At 60.0% G+C, this 14,532-nt stretch carries 15 protein-coding genes; 8 read left to right on the top strand and 7 right to left on the bottom strand.

Annotation, left to right across the window (positions count from 1 at the left end; translation table 11 throughout):
• Positions 1-35: 35 nt before the first annotated feature.
• The 3 genes from K787_RS0100460 to K787_RS0100450 all read left to right on the top strand — a co-directional run bounded on the left by K787_RS0100460 (position 36) and on the right by K787_RS0100450 (position 1,895).
• Positions 36-599 (top strand): DNA-3-methyladenine glycosylase I, encoded by a 564-nt coding sequence (locus K787_RS0100460; protein ID WP_028614447.1) that lies wholly within the window; start codon positions 36-38, stop codon positions 597-599.
• Between the two features lie 88 nt (positions 600-687).
• Positions 688-1,575: a lysophospholipid acyltransferase gene (locus tag K787_RS0100455; protein WP_022960805.1), complete on the top strand. Its 888-nt coding sequence runs from the start codon at positions 688-690 to the stop codon at positions 1,573-1,575.
• 35 nt (positions 1,576-1,610) lie between these two features.
• Positions 1,611-1,895, top strand: coding sequence for a PilZ domain-containing protein (locus K787_RS0100450; RefSeq protein ID WP_022960804.1), 285 nt, complete (start codon positions 1,611-1,613; stop codon positions 1,893-1,895).
• 3 nt (positions 1,896-1,898) lie between these two features.
• Here the strand turns inward: K787_RS0100450 and K787_RS0100445 are convergent, their stop codons facing one another.
• The 5 genes from K787_RS0100445 to def form a co-directional block, all read right to left on the bottom strand.
• Positions 1,899-3,347, bottom strand: a complete 1,449-nt coding sequence (locus tag K787_RS0100445; protein WP_022960803.1) for a TrkH family potassium uptake protein — start codon at positions 3,345-3,347, stop codon at positions 1,899-1,901.
• A gap of 37 nt (positions 3,348-3,384) precedes the next feature.
• Complete coding sequence (gene trkA, locus K787_RS0100440; protein ID WP_022960802.1) at positions 3,385-4,758, bottom strand: Trk system potassium transporter TrkA; 1,374 nt, start codon at positions 4,756-4,758, stop codon at positions 3,385-3,387.
• Positions 4,755-6,107, bottom strand: a complete 1,353-nt coding sequence (gene rsmB / locus K787_RS0100435) for a 16S rRNA (cytosine(967)-C(5))-methyltransferase RsmB (protein WP_022960801.1) — start codon at positions 6,105-6,107, stop codon at positions 4,755-4,757. The genes trkA and rsmB overlap by 4 nt, the downstream gene beginning before the upstream one ends.
• Positions 6,104-7,057, bottom strand: a complete 954-nt coding sequence (fmt, locus tag K787_RS0100430; RefSeq protein ID WP_022960800.1) for a methionyl-tRNA formyltransferase — start codon at positions 7,055-7,057, stop codon at positions 6,104-6,106. Before fmt ends, rsmB begins: the two co-directional genes overlap by 4 nt.
• A gap of 65 nt (positions 7,058-7,122) precedes the next feature.
• Positions 7,123-7,635 (bottom strand): peptide deformylase, encoded by a 513-nt coding sequence (gene def, locus K787_RS0100425; RefSeq protein ID WP_022960799.1) that lies wholly within the window; start codon positions 7,633-7,635, stop codon positions 7,123-7,125.
• A gap of 139 nt (positions 7,636-7,774) precedes the next feature.
• Between def and K787_RS0100420 the strand changes: the two genes are divergently transcribed.
• The 5 genes from K787_RS0100420 to aroE all read left to right on the top strand — a co-directional run bounded on the left by K787_RS0100420 (position 7,775) and on the right by aroE (position 12,361).
• A complete protein-coding gene (locus tag K787_RS0100420) occupies positions 7,775-8,800 on the top strand; it encodes a LysM peptidoglycan-binding domain-containing protein (RefSeq protein ID WP_022960798.1) in 1,026 nt (341 codons plus the stop codon).
• Positions 8,801-8,869: 69 nt separating this feature from the next.
• Positions 8,870-9,973, top strand: coding sequence for a DNA-processing protein DprA (gene dprA, locus K787_RS0100415; RefSeq protein ID WP_022960797.1), 1,104 nt, complete (start codon positions 8,870-8,872; stop codon positions 9,971-9,973).
• Between the two features lie 79 nt (positions 9,974-10,052).
• Positions 10,053-10,610, top strand: coding sequence for an L-threonylcarbamoyladenylate synthase type 1 TsaC (gene tsaC, locus K787_RS0100410; RefSeq protein WP_022960796.1), 558 nt, complete (start codon positions 10,053-10,055; stop codon positions 10,608-10,610).
• An 18-nt stretch (positions 10,611-10,628) separates the two neighbouring features.
• Complete coding sequence (hemF, locus tag K787_RS0100405) at positions 10,629-11,552, top strand: oxygen-dependent coproporphyrinogen oxidase (RefSeq protein WP_022960795.1); 924 nt, start codon at positions 10,629-10,631, stop codon at positions 11,550-11,552.
• Entirely contained in the window at positions 11,549-12,361 is an 813-nt protein-coding gene (aroE, locus tag K787_RS0100400) for a shikimate dehydrogenase (RefSeq protein WP_022960794.1), read from the top strand. Before hemF ends, aroE begins: the two co-directional genes overlap by 4 nt.
• Positions 12,362-12,483: 122 nt before the next feature.
• Here aroE and trpA read toward each other — a convergent pair whose 3' ends face one another.
• Positions 12,484-13,296: a tryptophan synthase subunit alpha gene (trpA, locus tag K787_RS0100395; RefSeq protein WP_022960793.1), complete on the bottom strand. Its 813-nt coding sequence runs from the start codon at positions 13,294-13,296 to the stop codon at positions 12,484-12,486.
• Positions 13,293-14,504, bottom strand: a complete 1,212-nt coding sequence (gene trpB, locus K787_RS0100390) for a tryptophan synthase subunit beta (protein ID WP_022960792.1) — start codon at positions 14,502-14,504, stop codon at positions 13,293-13,295. The genes trpA and trpB overlap by 4 nt, the downstream gene beginning before the upstream one ends.
• Positions 14,505-14,532 lie beyond the last annotated feature (28 nt).

Here is a 14,532-nt window from a genome sequence, read left to right as displayed (position 1 = left end):
TCTCCGGAGGGTTAATGTCCAGTTCCGATTATCCCCTGCAGCGTTGCCAGTGGTGTTCCGCCGATCCGGTCTATCAGGCTTACCACGATACCGAGTGGGGCGTGCCCGAATACGATGCCCAGCGGCTGTTTGAAAAGCTGTTACTCGATGGCTTTCAGGCTGGATTGTCGTGGATCACCATCCTGAAAAAGCGTGATCGATACCGCGAGGTGTACCGCGGCTTTGATCCGCAGTTTATGGCCAATCTGACTGATAATGATCTGCTCGACCTGCTGGAGGATACCGGCATCATCCGCAACCGGCTCAAGGTCAAAGGCGCACGGCAGAATGCCCAGGCCTGGCTGCGCCTGAGCGAGCAGACTGATCCTGGCGAATGGCTGTGGCAGTTTGTCGGCGGCCGGCCGTTGATCAATCACTTCAACGGCATCAGCCAGATACCCACCAAGACCGATGAAGCAGAAGCCATGAGCAAGGCGCTGAAAAAGGCCGGATTTACCTTTGTTGGCCCGACTATCTGTTATGCCTTTATGCAGGCCACGGGCATGGTCATGGATCACACCACGGACTGTTTCCGCTACCCCTGTTTGAGCACGGGATGAGCCGGACGGCGCCGGACCGGCGCGGCGTTCTCGCCGCACGGCGTGCTTGCCTTTACAATGGCTGAATAATATACGAGGGAGTTAGCGAGTGGAGCGGTTCAAGGGCGCCATCATTGTCGGATTTCTAAAACTCTTTTCCAGCCTGCCCTTCGGCGTGGCACAACGCTGTGGCGCCGCCCTGGGCTGGTTGATGTGGAAGCTGCCCAACCGTTCGCGTGAGGTGGTCAGAACCAACCTTGCACACTGTATGCCGGAGCTGAGCGAGCAGGAACGCGAGGAGCTGGTTGGCAAGACACTGCTGGATACCGGCCGCGCCTTTGCCGAGAGCGCCTGCGCCTGGATGTGGACCCCGCAGAAGACTGTCGGGCTGATCAAAGAGGTCGAGGGTATGGATATCCTGCAGGCGGCGCTGGCCGAGGGTAAGGGCGTGGTAGGCATCACCAGCCACCTGGGCAACTGGGAGGTGTTGAATCACTGGTATTGCTCCCAGTGCTCACCGGTCATTTTCTACCGCCCACCAAAACAGAAAGCGGTGGATGACCTGCTTAAAAAGCAACGGGTGCAATTGGGCAATAAGGTTGCCCCCTCGACCCGCGAGGGCATCATCAGCGTCATGCGCGAAGTGCGCAAGGGTGGTGCCGTGGGCATCCCGGCGGACCCGGAGCCGGCGCTGAAAAGTGGCCTCTTCGTGCCCTTCTTTGCTGTTCAGGCGTTGACCAGTAAGTTCGTACCCAATCTGCTCAAGGGCAACGATGCCCAGGCGATCTATTTACACTGCCTGCGGCTGGCGGATAACAGCGGATTCAAAGTGATAGTGGAAGCGGCGCCCGAGTCGCTTTACAGTGAGGACGCTGATGCTGCTGTGGCCAGTATGAGCAAGACCATCGAGAGCTACGTACGACGCTGGCCCAGTCAGTATATGTGGAGCATGAAACGCTTCAAGAAGCGCCCGCCGGGCGAGAAGAAATGGTATTGAGCCATCAATAGAACGCGTCAGGGGGGATAAACAACATGTCCAATCAGCGACAACATCCGCGCACACCCATGCGTTGCCGTATCAAGATCAGCCATCCAGATATTGGTGATTTGTATGGTTTCACCCGCGACCTTTCAGATGGCGGGGTGTTTGTTGAAAATTCGGATCTGGTGGTGCTCCCAGCCGGCACCGAAGTGCAGGGCCAGGTTCAGGACATGCCTATTGAAGCACCAGTGCTGGCCATGGTGGTGCAGCGCGCCATCGAAGGCGAAGGCATCGGGTTGGCCTTCCTGGATACTGACTCCGAAGCGGGCGGCTAATCGCTAGCGCCGCCAGAACATCGGGGTGAAGAGCACCAACAGCGTGAACACCTCAAGCCGGCCCAGCAGCATGGCAAAGCTGAGGATCCATTTGACTGTGGACGAAAGATCACCGTAGTGCGCGGACACTTCGCCCAGACCCGGCCCGAGGTTATTGATACAGGCGGCCAACGCTGAAAAAGCCGTGACGAAATCCAGCCCGGTGCCGAGCAATATCAAAAACAGTACGGCGAAGGCAAAAACATACACCGCACAGAATCCCCACACCGCCTCCACGACCCGGTCAGGCACCGCCTTGTTGCCCAGCTTCACGGGGAACACACCGTGCGGATGCAGCAGTTTCTTCGTCTCGCGCGAGCCCTGCTTGTACAGCAACAGTACTCGGATAACCTTCATACCGCCCCCGGTTGACCCGGCACAGGCGCCAATAAAACTCGCATAAAGCAACAGGAAGGGCAATACGGTGGGCCAGGCAGCAAAGTCGGTTACGCCAAAGCCGGTGGTGGTGGCAATGGAAACGGTCTGGAAAGCGGCGTAGCGGATGGAGGTCCAGACATCATAGTACTGGAAGTGAATCAGGATCACGCAACACACTAAAAACAAGGCGGCGAGGATCAGGATATAGGCACGGCATTCTGGGTCTTGCCAGTAGTTTTTCAGCGAACGAAAGCGCCAGGCAAGAAAATGCAGGGCGAAATTGATGCCGGAAATCAGCATAAAAAGGATGCAGATCAGCTCGATCAGCGAACTGTTGTAATGGCCGATACTCGCGTCATGGGTGGAGAAACCGCCAATCGCTACGGTGGAGAAGCTGTGACCTATGGCGTCGAATAGCTCCATGCCAGCCGCCCAGTAAGCCAGCGCGCAGGCTACCGTCAGCCCTGCGTAAATAAACCAGAGTACTTTGGCGGTTTCCGCGATGCGCGGTGTCAGCTTGTTTTCCTTGAGCGGCCCGGGCATCTCTGCGCGGTACAGCTGCATGCCGCCAACGCCCAGCATGGGCAGGATAGCGACCGCCAGCACGATGATCCCCATACCGCCGAACCACTGCAATTGCTGCCGGTAGTACAACAATGTCCGAGGCAAGGTATCCAGGCCGGTGATCACCGTGGCGCCTGTGGTGGTCAGCCCGGAAAAGGACTCGAACACCGAATCGGCAACACTCAGATCTGGCATGTCCAGCAGATACAAAGGCACCGCCCCGAACAGCCCCAAGACCAGCCAGAACAGCACCACAATCAGATAACCGTCGCGGGTGCGCAGCTCGTTGCGCTGGTGACGGGCGGGAAACCAGATCAGAAAGCCTGCGACCATGGTGATCAAAAAGGCCACCATAAAGGCTTCGCGGGCCTGCTCTCCATAGAAAAAGCCAACCGCAACGGCCGGTAGCATGCTGGTGGAAAACAGCATCAGCAAAATGCCGAGAATGCGCTGAATTTGGGTGAACTGCATGCGCGTCCTTAGTGGCTGTTGATCGGGAGAGTGGCCATTAGAAGAACGTCAGCCCGACCTGGAATAGGCGCTCGACGTCGCGGATATGTTTTTTGTCGATCACGAACAGGATGACGTGATCTTCGGGCTCGATCAGCGTCGAGTCATGGGCGATCAAGACGTCCTCGCCGCGGACGATGGCGCCGATGGTGGTGCCCGGCGGCAGGTTGATCTCGCCAATCTTGCGTCCCACCACCTTGGAGGAGCGCGAGTCGCCGTGTGCGACGGCTTCGATGGCCTCAGCTGCCCCGCGACGGAGTGAGTAAACGTTAACAATATCGCCGCGGCGCACATGGGTCAGCAGCGTGCCAATGGTGGCCTGGGATGGTGAAATGGCAATATCGATTTCGCCGCCCTGTACCAGGTCGACATACGCAGGGTTATTGATCAGTGCCATGACCTTGCGCGCGCCGAGCCGTTTGGCCAGCATTGAGGACATGATATTGGCTTCGTCATCATTGGTCAGAGCGCAGAAAATATCTACGTCTTCGATATTCTCCTCGATCAACAGTTCTTTGTCCGAGGCGCTGCCGTGCAGCACGATGGTTTTATCCAGGTTCTGTGACAGATAGTCGGCCCGGCTTTTGTTCTTCTCGATGATGCGCACGTTGTAGCGGCTTTCGATCGCTTCTGCCAGGCGCTCGCCAATATTGCCGCCACCGGCGATCAGAACACGCTTATAGTTTTTCTCCAGGCGCCGCAACTCACTCATCACCGCGCGGATATCGTGGGTAGCGGCAATGAAGAACACCTCATCGTCGGCCTCGATGATGGTATCGCCTTTGGGAATGATTGGCCGATTCTTGCGGAAAATGGCCGCCACCCGGGTATCGACGCCGGGCATGTGCTGACGCAGAAAGCGCAGCTCCTGACCGACCAGCGGGCCGCCGTAGTAAGCCCGCACGGCCACCAACTGCACCTTACCTTCAGCAAAATCCAGCACCTGCAGTGCGCCGGGATTCTCGATCAAGCGTTTAACGTAAGTGGTCACTGCCTGCTCGGGGCTGATCAATACGTCAATCGGCACGGCTTCGTTATGAAAGAGTCCGCCGCGGGTCAGGTAAGCGGATTCACGGATGCGCGCAATTTTGGTCGGCGTACGAAACAGCGTGTAAGCGACCTGGCAGGCAATCATGTTGGTCTCGTCACTGCTGGTGACGGCGATCAGCATGTCGGCGTCATCGGCGCCGGCCTGGCGTAACACGGTCGGAAACGAACCTTTGCCGACCACGGTACGGATGTCCAGGCGGTCGCTGAGTTCACGCAGGCGTGGGCCGTCGGTATCGATGACGGTAATGTCGTTGGCTTCGCTGGCCAGCTCGGCGGCCAAGCTGCCGCCCACTTGGCCGGCGCCGAGAATAATGATCTTCATATTGCTGAGGTCCCTTTATTCCCCGAATTGTAGCCCTGCACTGAGCTGCTGGCGCTTATTTTCATCAGTTTTGCCAGATAAAAGCCATCATGGCCCTGTGGTTGTGGCATTAGTTGTCGGCCGTGGGCCTGGGGCAAGCCATAGGCGGCGCATATGTCCAGTTCGCGGGCCCCGGGTTGACGTGCCAGAAAGGCTTCGATCACCTGAGTGTTTTCTGCCGGCAGCACTGAGCAGGTGGCATAGACCAGAATCCCGCCGACCTCCAGGGTTTGCCATAGGGCATCGAGGATCTGCCCTTGCAGGCTGGACAGGGCGACGATGTCTGCGGCTTGGCGGGTCAGTTTTATATCGGGATGGCGGCGGATCACGCCGGTAGCCGAACAGGGTGCGTCCAGCAGAATACGTTGAAACGGCTGGCCGTCCCACCATGCCTGCAGGTCCCGTGCATCGGCGGCCTTCAGTTCGGCCTGCAAGCCCAGGCGCTGGAGATTGTCGCGCACGCGTTGCAGCCGCGCAGGCTCCAGATCCAACCCCAACACAGCGCCGAGCTGTGCCTCGGACTCCAATATCTGACAGGTCTTGCCGCCGGGTGCGCAGCAAGCGTCCAATACCCGCTGCCCCGCCTTGAGCTCGAGCAACGGCGCAGCCAACTGCGCTGCCTCGTCCTGGACGCTGACCAGCCCTAGCGCGAAACCGGGCAATTGCTGTACATCGCAGGCGCTGACCAGGGTGATACCGACAGCGCTGAACGGGCAGGCTTGGGCTGCCATGCCTGCCTCTTGTAACTGCTGGAGATAGGCTTGACGGGTGGTTTTCTGCTGATTGATGCGCAAGGTCATCGGCGGGTGCTGGTTATTGGCGTTGCAGATAGCCTCCCAGTGCTCCGGCCAGTCGGCTTTCAGCTGTTTCTGCAGCCAGCGTGGGTGGGACAGGCGGATGGTCGGGTCACGCTCCAGTGAATTCAGCAATTCTTCGGACTCACGCTGCGCTCGGCGTAGCACCGCGTTTAGCAGACCTTTGGCCCAGGGTTTTTTCAGCGTGTTGGCCGCATTGACACTTTCATCGATGGCGGCGTGGGCGGGAATCCGGGTGTAGAGCAGTTGGTACAGACCCACCAGCAATAACGCGTGCAGATCGCGGTCGGCGGCTTTCAGGGGTTTTTCCAGCAGTGCGTTAGCCAGCCCATCGAGCCGTTGGAACCAGCGGGCGGTACCGAATGCCAGCTCACGTGCCAGCGCCTGGTCGCGGGGTATCACATGCTGCAGCTGCGCTGGCAGGCTGGTGCCCAGGGAGGCCTTGCCGGCCATGACGGCGCTGAGCGCATTGCTGGCGGCCAGGCGCGGGGTCATTGACCGTTACCGAGCATCAGGCCGACGGCAAATTGATCGCGGCGCGCGTTATACAGGTCGCTAAAGGCCAACGGCTTGCCGCCCGGGAGCTGCAGCCGGGTAAGGCGCAGCGCCTTTTGGCCGCAAGCCACTACCAGGCCGTTTTTGCTGCACTCAAGCACCTGCCCGGGGTTACCTTCTGCGCTGACCGGCTCGGCGGCCCAGATCTTCAGCGGCTGATTCTGCCAGCGCGCATGGGCCAACGGCCAAGGGTTGAATGCTCGTATTAGCCGATCCAGTTCGCTCGCCGGACGCTGCCAATCGATGGTCGCTGCGCGTTTATCGAGTTTATGTGCGTAGGTCGCCAGGCTATCGTTCTGCACCTCACCTTGTAGCGTGCCGGCGGCCATGCCGCTGATGGCCTCTACCAGTACGCGCGAGCCGAGCAGAGCCAGGCGGTCATGCAGACTGCCGCCGGTCTCCGCAGGACTGAGCTCCGTATGGACTTTCAGCAGCATGGGGCCGGTATCCAGCCCCGCTTCCATACGCATGACCGTAACACCGCTCTCCGGGTCGCCGGCTTCGATGGCGCGTTGGATCGGAGCAGCGCCCCGCCAGCGCGGCAACAATGACGCATGGCTGTTGATACAACCTAACCTGGGTATGTCGAGAACGGCCTGGGGCAGAATCAGACCATAGGCCACCACCACCAGCAGATCCGGCCGTAACGCTGCCAGTTCTGCTTGTGCCTCGGGGCTGCGCAACCGCTCGGGTTGAAACACCGGCAACTGATGCTGCAGAGCCAGTTGCTTGACTGCGCTCATGGCGAGCTTCTGCCCGCGCCCCGCAGGGCGATCTGGCTGGCTGTAGACACCCACTATCTGCAGCTGAGCATCTAACAGCGCCCGCAGATGCACTGCGGCAAATTCCGGTGTGCCGGCAAAAATGATACGAAGATCTCGAGAATCCATGCTTTACCTGATACGGCTAAATAAAAAGGCTTGCCGAAGCAAGCCTTGCGATCACCAACCCCGTGTCAGGCGCTGGCCTGCTGTTTATGTAACTTTTCCAGTTTTTTGCGAATACGGTCACGTTTCAGGCTAGATAAGTAGTCGACAAAGAGTTTGCCATTCAGGTGATCGCATTCGTGTTGAATACAGACCGCGAGCAAGCCCTCGCACACCTCTTCAAAGGCTTCTCCGTCGCGGTTCAGCGCCTTGACCCGCACGCGTTCCGGGCGAGTAACGGTTTCATAGAAACCCGGGACCGACAGGCAGCCTTCCTGCATTTCTTCCAGATCCTCGGTCAGAGGCTCTAGCTCCGGGTTGATAAAGACCCGAGGCTCGTTGTTGTCTTCGGAGATGTCGATTACGACGACCCGTTCGTGCACATTTACCTGGCTAGCTGCCAGGCCGATGCCGGGAGCGTCGTACATGGTCTCGAACATATCGTCGACCAACTGGCGAATACGCGCATCTACTGTCACCACGGGCTTGGCAATGGTGCGCAAGCGCGGGTCAGGAAATTCTAAAATGTTTAATATGGCCATGTCTGTTTGTGACGCAATTGTGGAATAAATCTAATTTGTGCTGCTAAGATGATGAGCAGCTTGGAAATAAAACGGATTTGACGTACTACAGCCTCCGTCAAACCTGGTTGCTGGCCTCTATAATAAAGGGATTCATGTCATGAGGAAAACATTACTCGGCCTTCTGTTGCTCTCAATTAGTTTTTGGGCGCAGGCACAGGAGCCCGTTTTTAGGGACGGTCACCCGGAACGGTACCAGGTTGTGAAGGGCGACACACTGTGGGACATCGCCGGACGCTTCCTGAATCTGCCATGGAAATGGCCAGAAATATGGCATGCCAACCCGCAGATCAATAACCCTCACCTGATTTACCCCGGCGATATGATCTCATTGGTCTATATCGATGGTCAGCCCAGGCTGATGGTGGATCGTGGTCAGGGCGGCAATATCAAGCTGTCTCCAACGGTGCGCTCGCAGCCGATTGCCGAGGCGATACCAACCATTCCGCTGGAAGCGATCAACGCGTTTCTGCGGGCTGGACGTATCATCGACGACGCTGCGGTACTTGAAGCGGCTCCCTATGTGATCGGTGGTCAGGCTGAAAGTGTCGTCGCGGGCGCGGGTAGCCGCGTTTATGCCCGGGGCGATATTGATCCGAGTGTTCCGGGATACGGCATATACCGGCGTGAAAAGGCCTATACCGATCCGCAAACCGGTGAGTTTTTAGGTATCCACGCGCAGGAGCTGGGCCACGGTGAAGTAGCGGCGACCGAGCGCGACATCGCCACGCTGGATATTACTCGTAGTAGCCAGGAGATTCGCGTCAATGATCGTCTGCTGCCCACGGAAGAGCGTGCGGTGGCATCGACCTTTTTCCCCAGTGAGCCAGCCAGTCAGATCGATGGTCTGATCCTGGATGTGCCTAACGGCGTGACGCAGATTGGCCAGTACGATGTGGTGCTGATCAATAAGGGTGCCCGTGACGGTCTCAAGGAAGGTAGTGTGCTGTCGATTTTCAAGACCGGCGAAGTGGTGCGTGACCGAGTTCAGAATGAACAGGTCAGCCTCCCTGACGAGCATGCCGGTTTGATGATGGTATTCCGCGCCTACGACAAGATGAGCTACGGCATCGTGTTGGAAGCCCGTCGTCAGATGGCGATCAAGGACAAGGTCCGTAATCCCTGAAGGCTACCTGCTAAAGTCTATCGGCGCCGCCTGAAAAAGGCGGTACCACCCTTTGATCAAGGATGATCCATGCACTACCCCCTGTCTGATAGACAGGCCTTCGTGGTTCTGTCTCTGCTGGATGGGCTTGGCGCACGCGCCCTGACCCGTCTGTTGCAGCTGGTTGCCCGGCCTGCCGACATACTCGAGGCCGACCTGCTGCGCTTGCAATCACTAGGCCTCAAACCTCGCGTTATCGAAGCGATTCAGGCCTGGCAGCGTGGTGGCGCCGATCTGCATGCGCGCTACGAGCGCATTCAACGTTGGCTGGAGCAGCCTGGCTGCGCGGTACTCTGCCAGGATTCGCCAGACTATCCGGCGCTGCTCGGGGAGATTGCTGATCCGCCGCCGCTGCTGTATCTGCGCGGCGACCCCCAACTACTGCATGATCCGCAGTTGGCCATGGTCGGCACCCGCCATCCCGGCCCGCATGGCGCCGCAACAGCTCGGGCCTTTGCTCGCAGCTTTACCGCCAGCGGTTTGCTGGTCACTAGTGGCATGGCCCTGGGCATAGACGGTGCCTGTCATCAGGGCGCTTTGGATGCAGGTGGCCAAACGGTCGCAGTATGGGGTACGGGTTTGGACAATTGTTACCCCAGACGGCATCAGGCACTGGCAGGCCAGATTCTTGAACAGGGCGGCTTGCTGGTCTCGGAGCATCCGCCGGATGCGTCGGCCCAGCCCGGGCAGTTTCCGCAAAGAAACAGAATTATCAGCGGTTTGAGCCTGGGTACGCTGGTGGTCGAAGCCAGCCTCAACAGCGGTTCACTGATCACCGCGCGCCTGGCGCTGGAGCAGAACCGTGAGGTGTTTGCCATGCCCGGTTCAATCCACAATCCGCAGGCCAAAGGCTGCCACCAGTTGCTGCGCCAGGGCGCGCACCTGGTCGAGACAGTTCAGGATGTACTGGATGTACTGAAATTACCGTTGAAGGCTGCGCTGGCCGCAGCAGAAACCGCTGGCGAGACGGCGCCGGACAGTCCCCTGTGGCGTTGTCTGGGCTATCAGCCCGCCAGTGTTGACTGGCTCAGCCAGCAATCCGGGCTGGCGGTTGAGCGGGTGATGGGCGAATTGCTTGACCTGGAGTTGGCCGGCCACGTGCAGCAAACGCCGCACGGCTTCTCTCGCCGCTAACACAGGATTGTTGACGAGCTTGAGCCCGCCGCGCGGCTCGGATACTGTCGTGACATTGATAGTTCATGATGGGGTAGGCATGTTGGCAAACTGGCGCATTAGACAGGTTGAGCGAATTCTCCATGCGGGCGGGGTGATAGCTTACCCGACCGAGGCGGTCTGGGGCTTGGGCTGCCACCCCTGGAAAGCGGACGCGGTTGAGCGGTTGCTGGCACTCAAGCAGCGCCCGGTGGAAAAGGGCCTGATCCTGGTCGCCGGCGATATTGAGCAATTCGATTTTCTGCTCTGGGATTTGCCGGATGGCCAGTTGGCCAAGCTGCGGCTGTCCTGGCCGGGTGCCAACACCTGGCTGGTGCCGCATCAGGATCGTCTTCCCCCTTGGATTACCGGGCAGCATGCGACTGTCGCATTGCGCGTCAGCTCGCATCCGTTGATTCGTCAATTATGCGCGGTGTGCGGGCCTCTAGTATCGACTTCGGCAAATCCATCAGGCCGGCCGGCGGCGCGTTCGCGTTTGCGCGTGGAGCAGTATTTTCACCAGAATCTGGATGCTATTGTTCCCGGTGCATTGGGTGGGCAGCGCAATCCCAGTATCATTAGGGACTTGCAGACCGATCAAATCATCCGCCCGTCCTGAGGTAAGCCCGTGAAAGAGATGCCCGATGCCACCGATGTTGCTGCCGTCAAGGACTACCTGATGGGGTTGCAGGATCGCATCTGTGCCGCGCTGGAGTCAGCCGATGGCCAGGCCACCTTTCAGGAGGAGTGCTGGGAGCGGCCAGGCGGTGGTGGCGGGCGTTCGCGCATCATTGAAAACGGCGGCATGCTGGAAAAGGGTGGGGTAGGTTTTTCTCATGTGCATGGCGATAGCATGCCGCCGTCGGCCACGGCGCAACGCCCGGAGCTGGCTGGGCGCTCATTCCAGGCCATGGGCGTCTCGCTGGTCATGCACCCGAACAATCCGCACATTCCCACCTCGCACGCCAACGTGCGTTTTTTTGTTGCGGAAATGCCTGGTGCCGATCCGGTCTGGTGGTTTGGTGGCGGCTTCGATCTGACCCCCTACTACGGTCACGAAGAAGATTGCGTGCACTGGCACCAGGTCGCCCACGACGCCTGCAAGCCCTTCGGTGATGATGTGTATCCGGCGTACAAGGCCTGGTGCGACGAATATTTCTACCTCAAGCACCGGCAGGAAGCACGCGGTGTCGGCGGCTTGTTTTTCGATGATCTGAACACATGGGGCTTCGAGCGTAGTTTCGAATTCCAGCGGGCGATTGGCGATGCCTATGTCGACGCCTATCTGCCGATCGTCCAGCGCCGCCGCAATACGCCATACAGCGCCGAGCAAAAGGCCTTCCAGGAATTTCGCCGCGGGCGGTATGTCGAATTTAACCTGGTCTACGATCGCGGTACGCTGTTCGGCCTGCAGACTGGCGGGCGTACCGAATCCATTCTGATGTCGCTACCGCCCACGGTGCGCTGGGGTTATAACTGGCAGCCTGAGCCCAATAGCGAAGAGGCAAAGCTGGCTGAAGAATTTCTGCCGGTACGTGATTGGCTGGGGCTGCACTCATGAGCACTGATCGGTATGCGGTGATCGGCAATCCGATCGGCCACAGCAAGTCGCCGCTGATCCACCGCCTGTTCGCCGAGCAAACCGGCGAGCAACTGACCTATGAGGCCATATTGGCGCCCTTGGGTGATTTTGCCAGCTGTCTGCGGGAGTTCTTGCGTGAAGGCCGCGGAGTCAATGTCACGGTGCCGTTCAAGGAGCAGGCGTGGGCACTGGTCGACCAGCATAGCAAGGCGGCCCAGCGCGCTGGAGCGGTCAACACCATCATGCGTCTGGAAGACGGCCAACTGCTGGGCGACAACACCGATGGCAAAGGGCTGGTGCGTGATATTCAGGTCAATGCCGGGGTGTCGCTGGCGGGTCTCAAGGTGTTGCTGGTTGGTGCCGGCGGCGCGGCGCGTGGCGTGATTCAGCCGCTGCTGGAGGCCGGTCCAGCACAGCTGTGCGTGGTTAACCGAACGGTGTCCAAAGCCGAGGAGCTGGCGACGCTGTTTGTCGATCAGGGCCCGATCAGCGCGGCGGGCTTTAACTGGATCGAAGAACCCGTCGACCTGATCATCAATGCCACTTCGGCCAGCCTCGGCGGTGAGGTGCCGGACATCTCGCCGAAGCTGATACGGCCAGGGCACACGCTCTGTTACGACATGATGTATGCCAATGACGCCACCCCATTCAATCGCTGGGCTGCCGAGCTTGGCGCTGCGCGTTGTCTGGACGGGTTGGGAATGCTGGTAGAGCAGGCGGCTGAGGCCTTTCTGCTATGGCGCGGCGTCCGTCCGGATACGGCGCCGGTGCTGGCAGCACTGCGCTAGGGCGCGAACGGGTTCGCCGGGTTGATCGGCGGAGTGTCGAGTTCCATCTCGACCTTGCGGAGGTGGCGGCGAGCGCGCTGGCCGAGGTGGAACTCGGCCTTCCCGGAGGGGGGCGTTGCGGGTTAGTGTCGGGCTTGGCGTATGGCTTGCGACAGCGCCGACACCAGACTCAACACGTCCTTGACGCCCTGCTCCGGCGAATCGGCATGGGCGATCTGCTCGACCAGCGCCGAGCCCACCACTACCCCTTCGGCATCCAGCGCAAAGCGCGCGGCCTGCTCCGGCGTGCGCACCCCAAAGCCAACACATACTGGCAAGTCGGTCTGCTGCTGAATCGCGCCAATAGCGTCGCGCACCGTAGCGTTGTCCGCCTGCCCTACCCCGGTCACCCCATTCAAGGACACGTAGTAGAGAAAGCCGCTGGCCCGATCCAGTACCGCCGGCAGACGTTTCGCGTCGGTGGTCGGCGTGGCCATGCGGATCATGTCAAGACCGGCTTCGCGGGCCAGGGGGCCGAGTTCGCTGTCATGTTCGGCCGGCAGATCAACGATCAGCAGGCCGTCGACACCGGCTTCGCGCGCATCACGCATAAAGGCTTGCGGGCCGTAGCGATAGATTGGGTTGTAATAGCCCATCAGTACCAGCGGCGTAGTCTGGTCGTCGGCGCGAAACTGGCGGACCATCTCCAGGGTTTTCAATTGCGTCTGGCCGGCCTTCAGCGCGCGGACCGCGGCGGCTTGGATAGTCGGTCCATCCGCCATCGGATCACTGAAGGGCATGCCCAGTTCGATTACGTCGGCGCCTGCTGCGGGCAATTGCTTGAGTAGCGACAGGCTGGCATCGTAGCCAGGATCGCCAGCGCAGACGTAGGTCACCAGCGCTGCACGGTTGGCGGCTTTGAGTTCGGCAAAGCGACCGGCTAAACGCGAGCTCATGCTTTCTCCTCCATCAGACGCAATACGGTAGGCATGTCCTTGTCGCCGCGACCGGACAAGCAGACGACCATCAGGTGATCCTTGGGTAACAGCGGCGCACGCTTGGCCACTTCGGCCAGGGCGTGGGCGGTTTCCAGCGCCGGGATAATGCCTTCTTGACGGCAGCAGACGTGGAAGGCGTCGAGGGCTTCCTGGTCGGTAACGGCGGCATAGTCAACGCGACCCTGCTCATGCAACCAGGCGTGCTCGGGGCCGATACCCGGATAGTCCAGACCAGCGGAGACGGAGTGCGCGTCGGTGATCTGACCGTCGTTATCCTGCAGCAGGTAGGTGCGATTGCCGTGCAGCACGCCGGCGACGCCGCCCTTGAGGCTGGCAGCATGCTTGCCGCTGTCCAGGCCCTCGCCCGCCGCTTCCACGCCTATCAACTGCACGCTCGGGTCATCCAGAAAGGCATGGAACAGACCCAGCGCATTCGAGCCGCCGCCAATGCAGGCGATCAGACTGTCCGGCAAACGCCCTTCGCGGGCTTGCATCTGCACGCGGGTTTCGCGGCCGATCACCGCTTGGAATTCACGCACCATAGTTGGATAGGGGTGCGGGCCGGCGACCGTGCCGATCATGTAGAAAGTGTTATCGACATTGGTGACCCAGTCGCGCAGTGCCTCGTTCATCGCGTCTTTCAGGGTGCCGGTGCCGGAAGTCACGGGCACGATCTCGGCACCCAGCAGGCGCATGCGCGAGACGTTGTCACGCTGCCGCTCGATATCGGTGGCGCCCATGTAGACCACGCAGGGTAGCCCGAAGCGGGCGGCCACCGTGGCTGTCGCCACGCCGTGCATGCCGGCACCGGTCTCGGCGATGATGCGCGTTTTGCCCATGCGCTTGGCCAGCAGCACCTGGCCGATGCAGTTGTTGATCTTGTGCGCGCCGGTATGGTTCAGCTCCTCGCGCTTGAAATAGATCTTCGCACCGCCGTACAGCTCGGTCAGGCGCTCGGCGAAATACAGCGGACTCGGCCGGCCGACGAACTCGGCCTGGAAGCGGTCCAGCTCGGCAAGAAAATAGGGCTCGGCCAGCGCGGTATTGAACGCCTGCTCGAGATCGAGAATCAGCGGCATCAAAGACTCGGCGACAAAACGCCCGCCGAAGGAGCCAAACTGGCCCTGGGCGTCTGCGCCGCGGCTGAAAGTGGTGCTGGTCTGCATAGTCGGTTGCCTCTTTTGAATTGCCGCC

Source organism: Halopseudomonas pelagia CL-AP6, from assembly GCF_000410875.1.
GTDB lineage: Bacteria > Pseudomonadota > Gammaproteobacteria > Pseudomonadales > Pseudomonadaceae > Halopseudomonas > Halopseudomonas pelagia.
This window is presented reverse-complemented; position numbering and strand designations above follow the sequence as displayed.

Bases quoted from the DNA above. Each gene is read 5' to 3' on its own strand.
- K787_RS0100450 (WP_022960804.1), top strand. From the start codon at position 1,611: ATGTCCAATCAGCGACAACATCCGCGCACACCCATGCGTTGCCGTATC.
- K787_RS0100445 (WP_022960803.1), bottom strand. From the start codon at position 3,347: ATGCAGTTCACCCAAATTCAGCGCATTCTCGGCATTTTGCTGATGCTG.
- trkA (WP_022960802.1), bottom strand. From the start codon at position 4,758: ATGAAGATCATTATTCTCGGCGCCGGCCAAGTGGGCGGCAGCTTGGCC.
- rsmB (WP_022960801.1), bottom strand. From the start codon at position 6,107: ATGACCCCGCGCCTGGCCGCCAGCAATGCGCTCAGCGCCGTCATGGCC.
- fmt (WP_022960800.1), bottom strand. From the start codon at position 7,057: ATGGATTCTCGAGATCTTCGTATCATTTTTGCCGGCACACCGGAATTT.
- def (WP_022960799.1), bottom strand. From the start codon at position 7,635: ATGGCCATATTAAACATTTTAGAATTTCCTGACCCGCGCTTGCGCACC.
- K787_RS0100420 (WP_022960798.1), top strand. From the start codon at position 7,775: ATGAGGAAAACATTACTCGGCCTTCTGTTGCTCTCAATTAGTTTTTGG.
- dprA (WP_022960797.1), top strand. From the start codon at position 8,870: ATGCACTACCCCCTGTCTGATAGACAGGCCTTCGTGGTTCTGTCTCTG.
- tsaC (WP_022960796.1), top strand. From the start codon at position 10,053: ATGTTGGCAAACTGGCGCATTAGACAGGTTGAGCGAATTCTCCATGCG.
- hemF (WP_022960795.1), top strand. From the start codon at position 10,629: ATGCCCGATGCCACCGATGTTGCTGCCGTCAAGGACTACCTGATGGGG.
- aroE (WP_022960794.1), top strand. From the start codon at position 11,549: ATGAGCACTGATCGGTATGCGGTGATCGGCAATCCGATCGGCCACAGC.
- trpA (WP_022960793.1), bottom strand. From the start codon at position 13,296: ATGAGCTCGCGTTTAGCCGGTCGCTTTGCCGAACTCAAAGCCGCCAAC.
- trpB (WP_022960792.1), bottom strand. From the start codon at position 14,504: ATGCAGACCAGCACCACTTTCAGCCGCGGCGCAGACGCCCAGGGCCAG.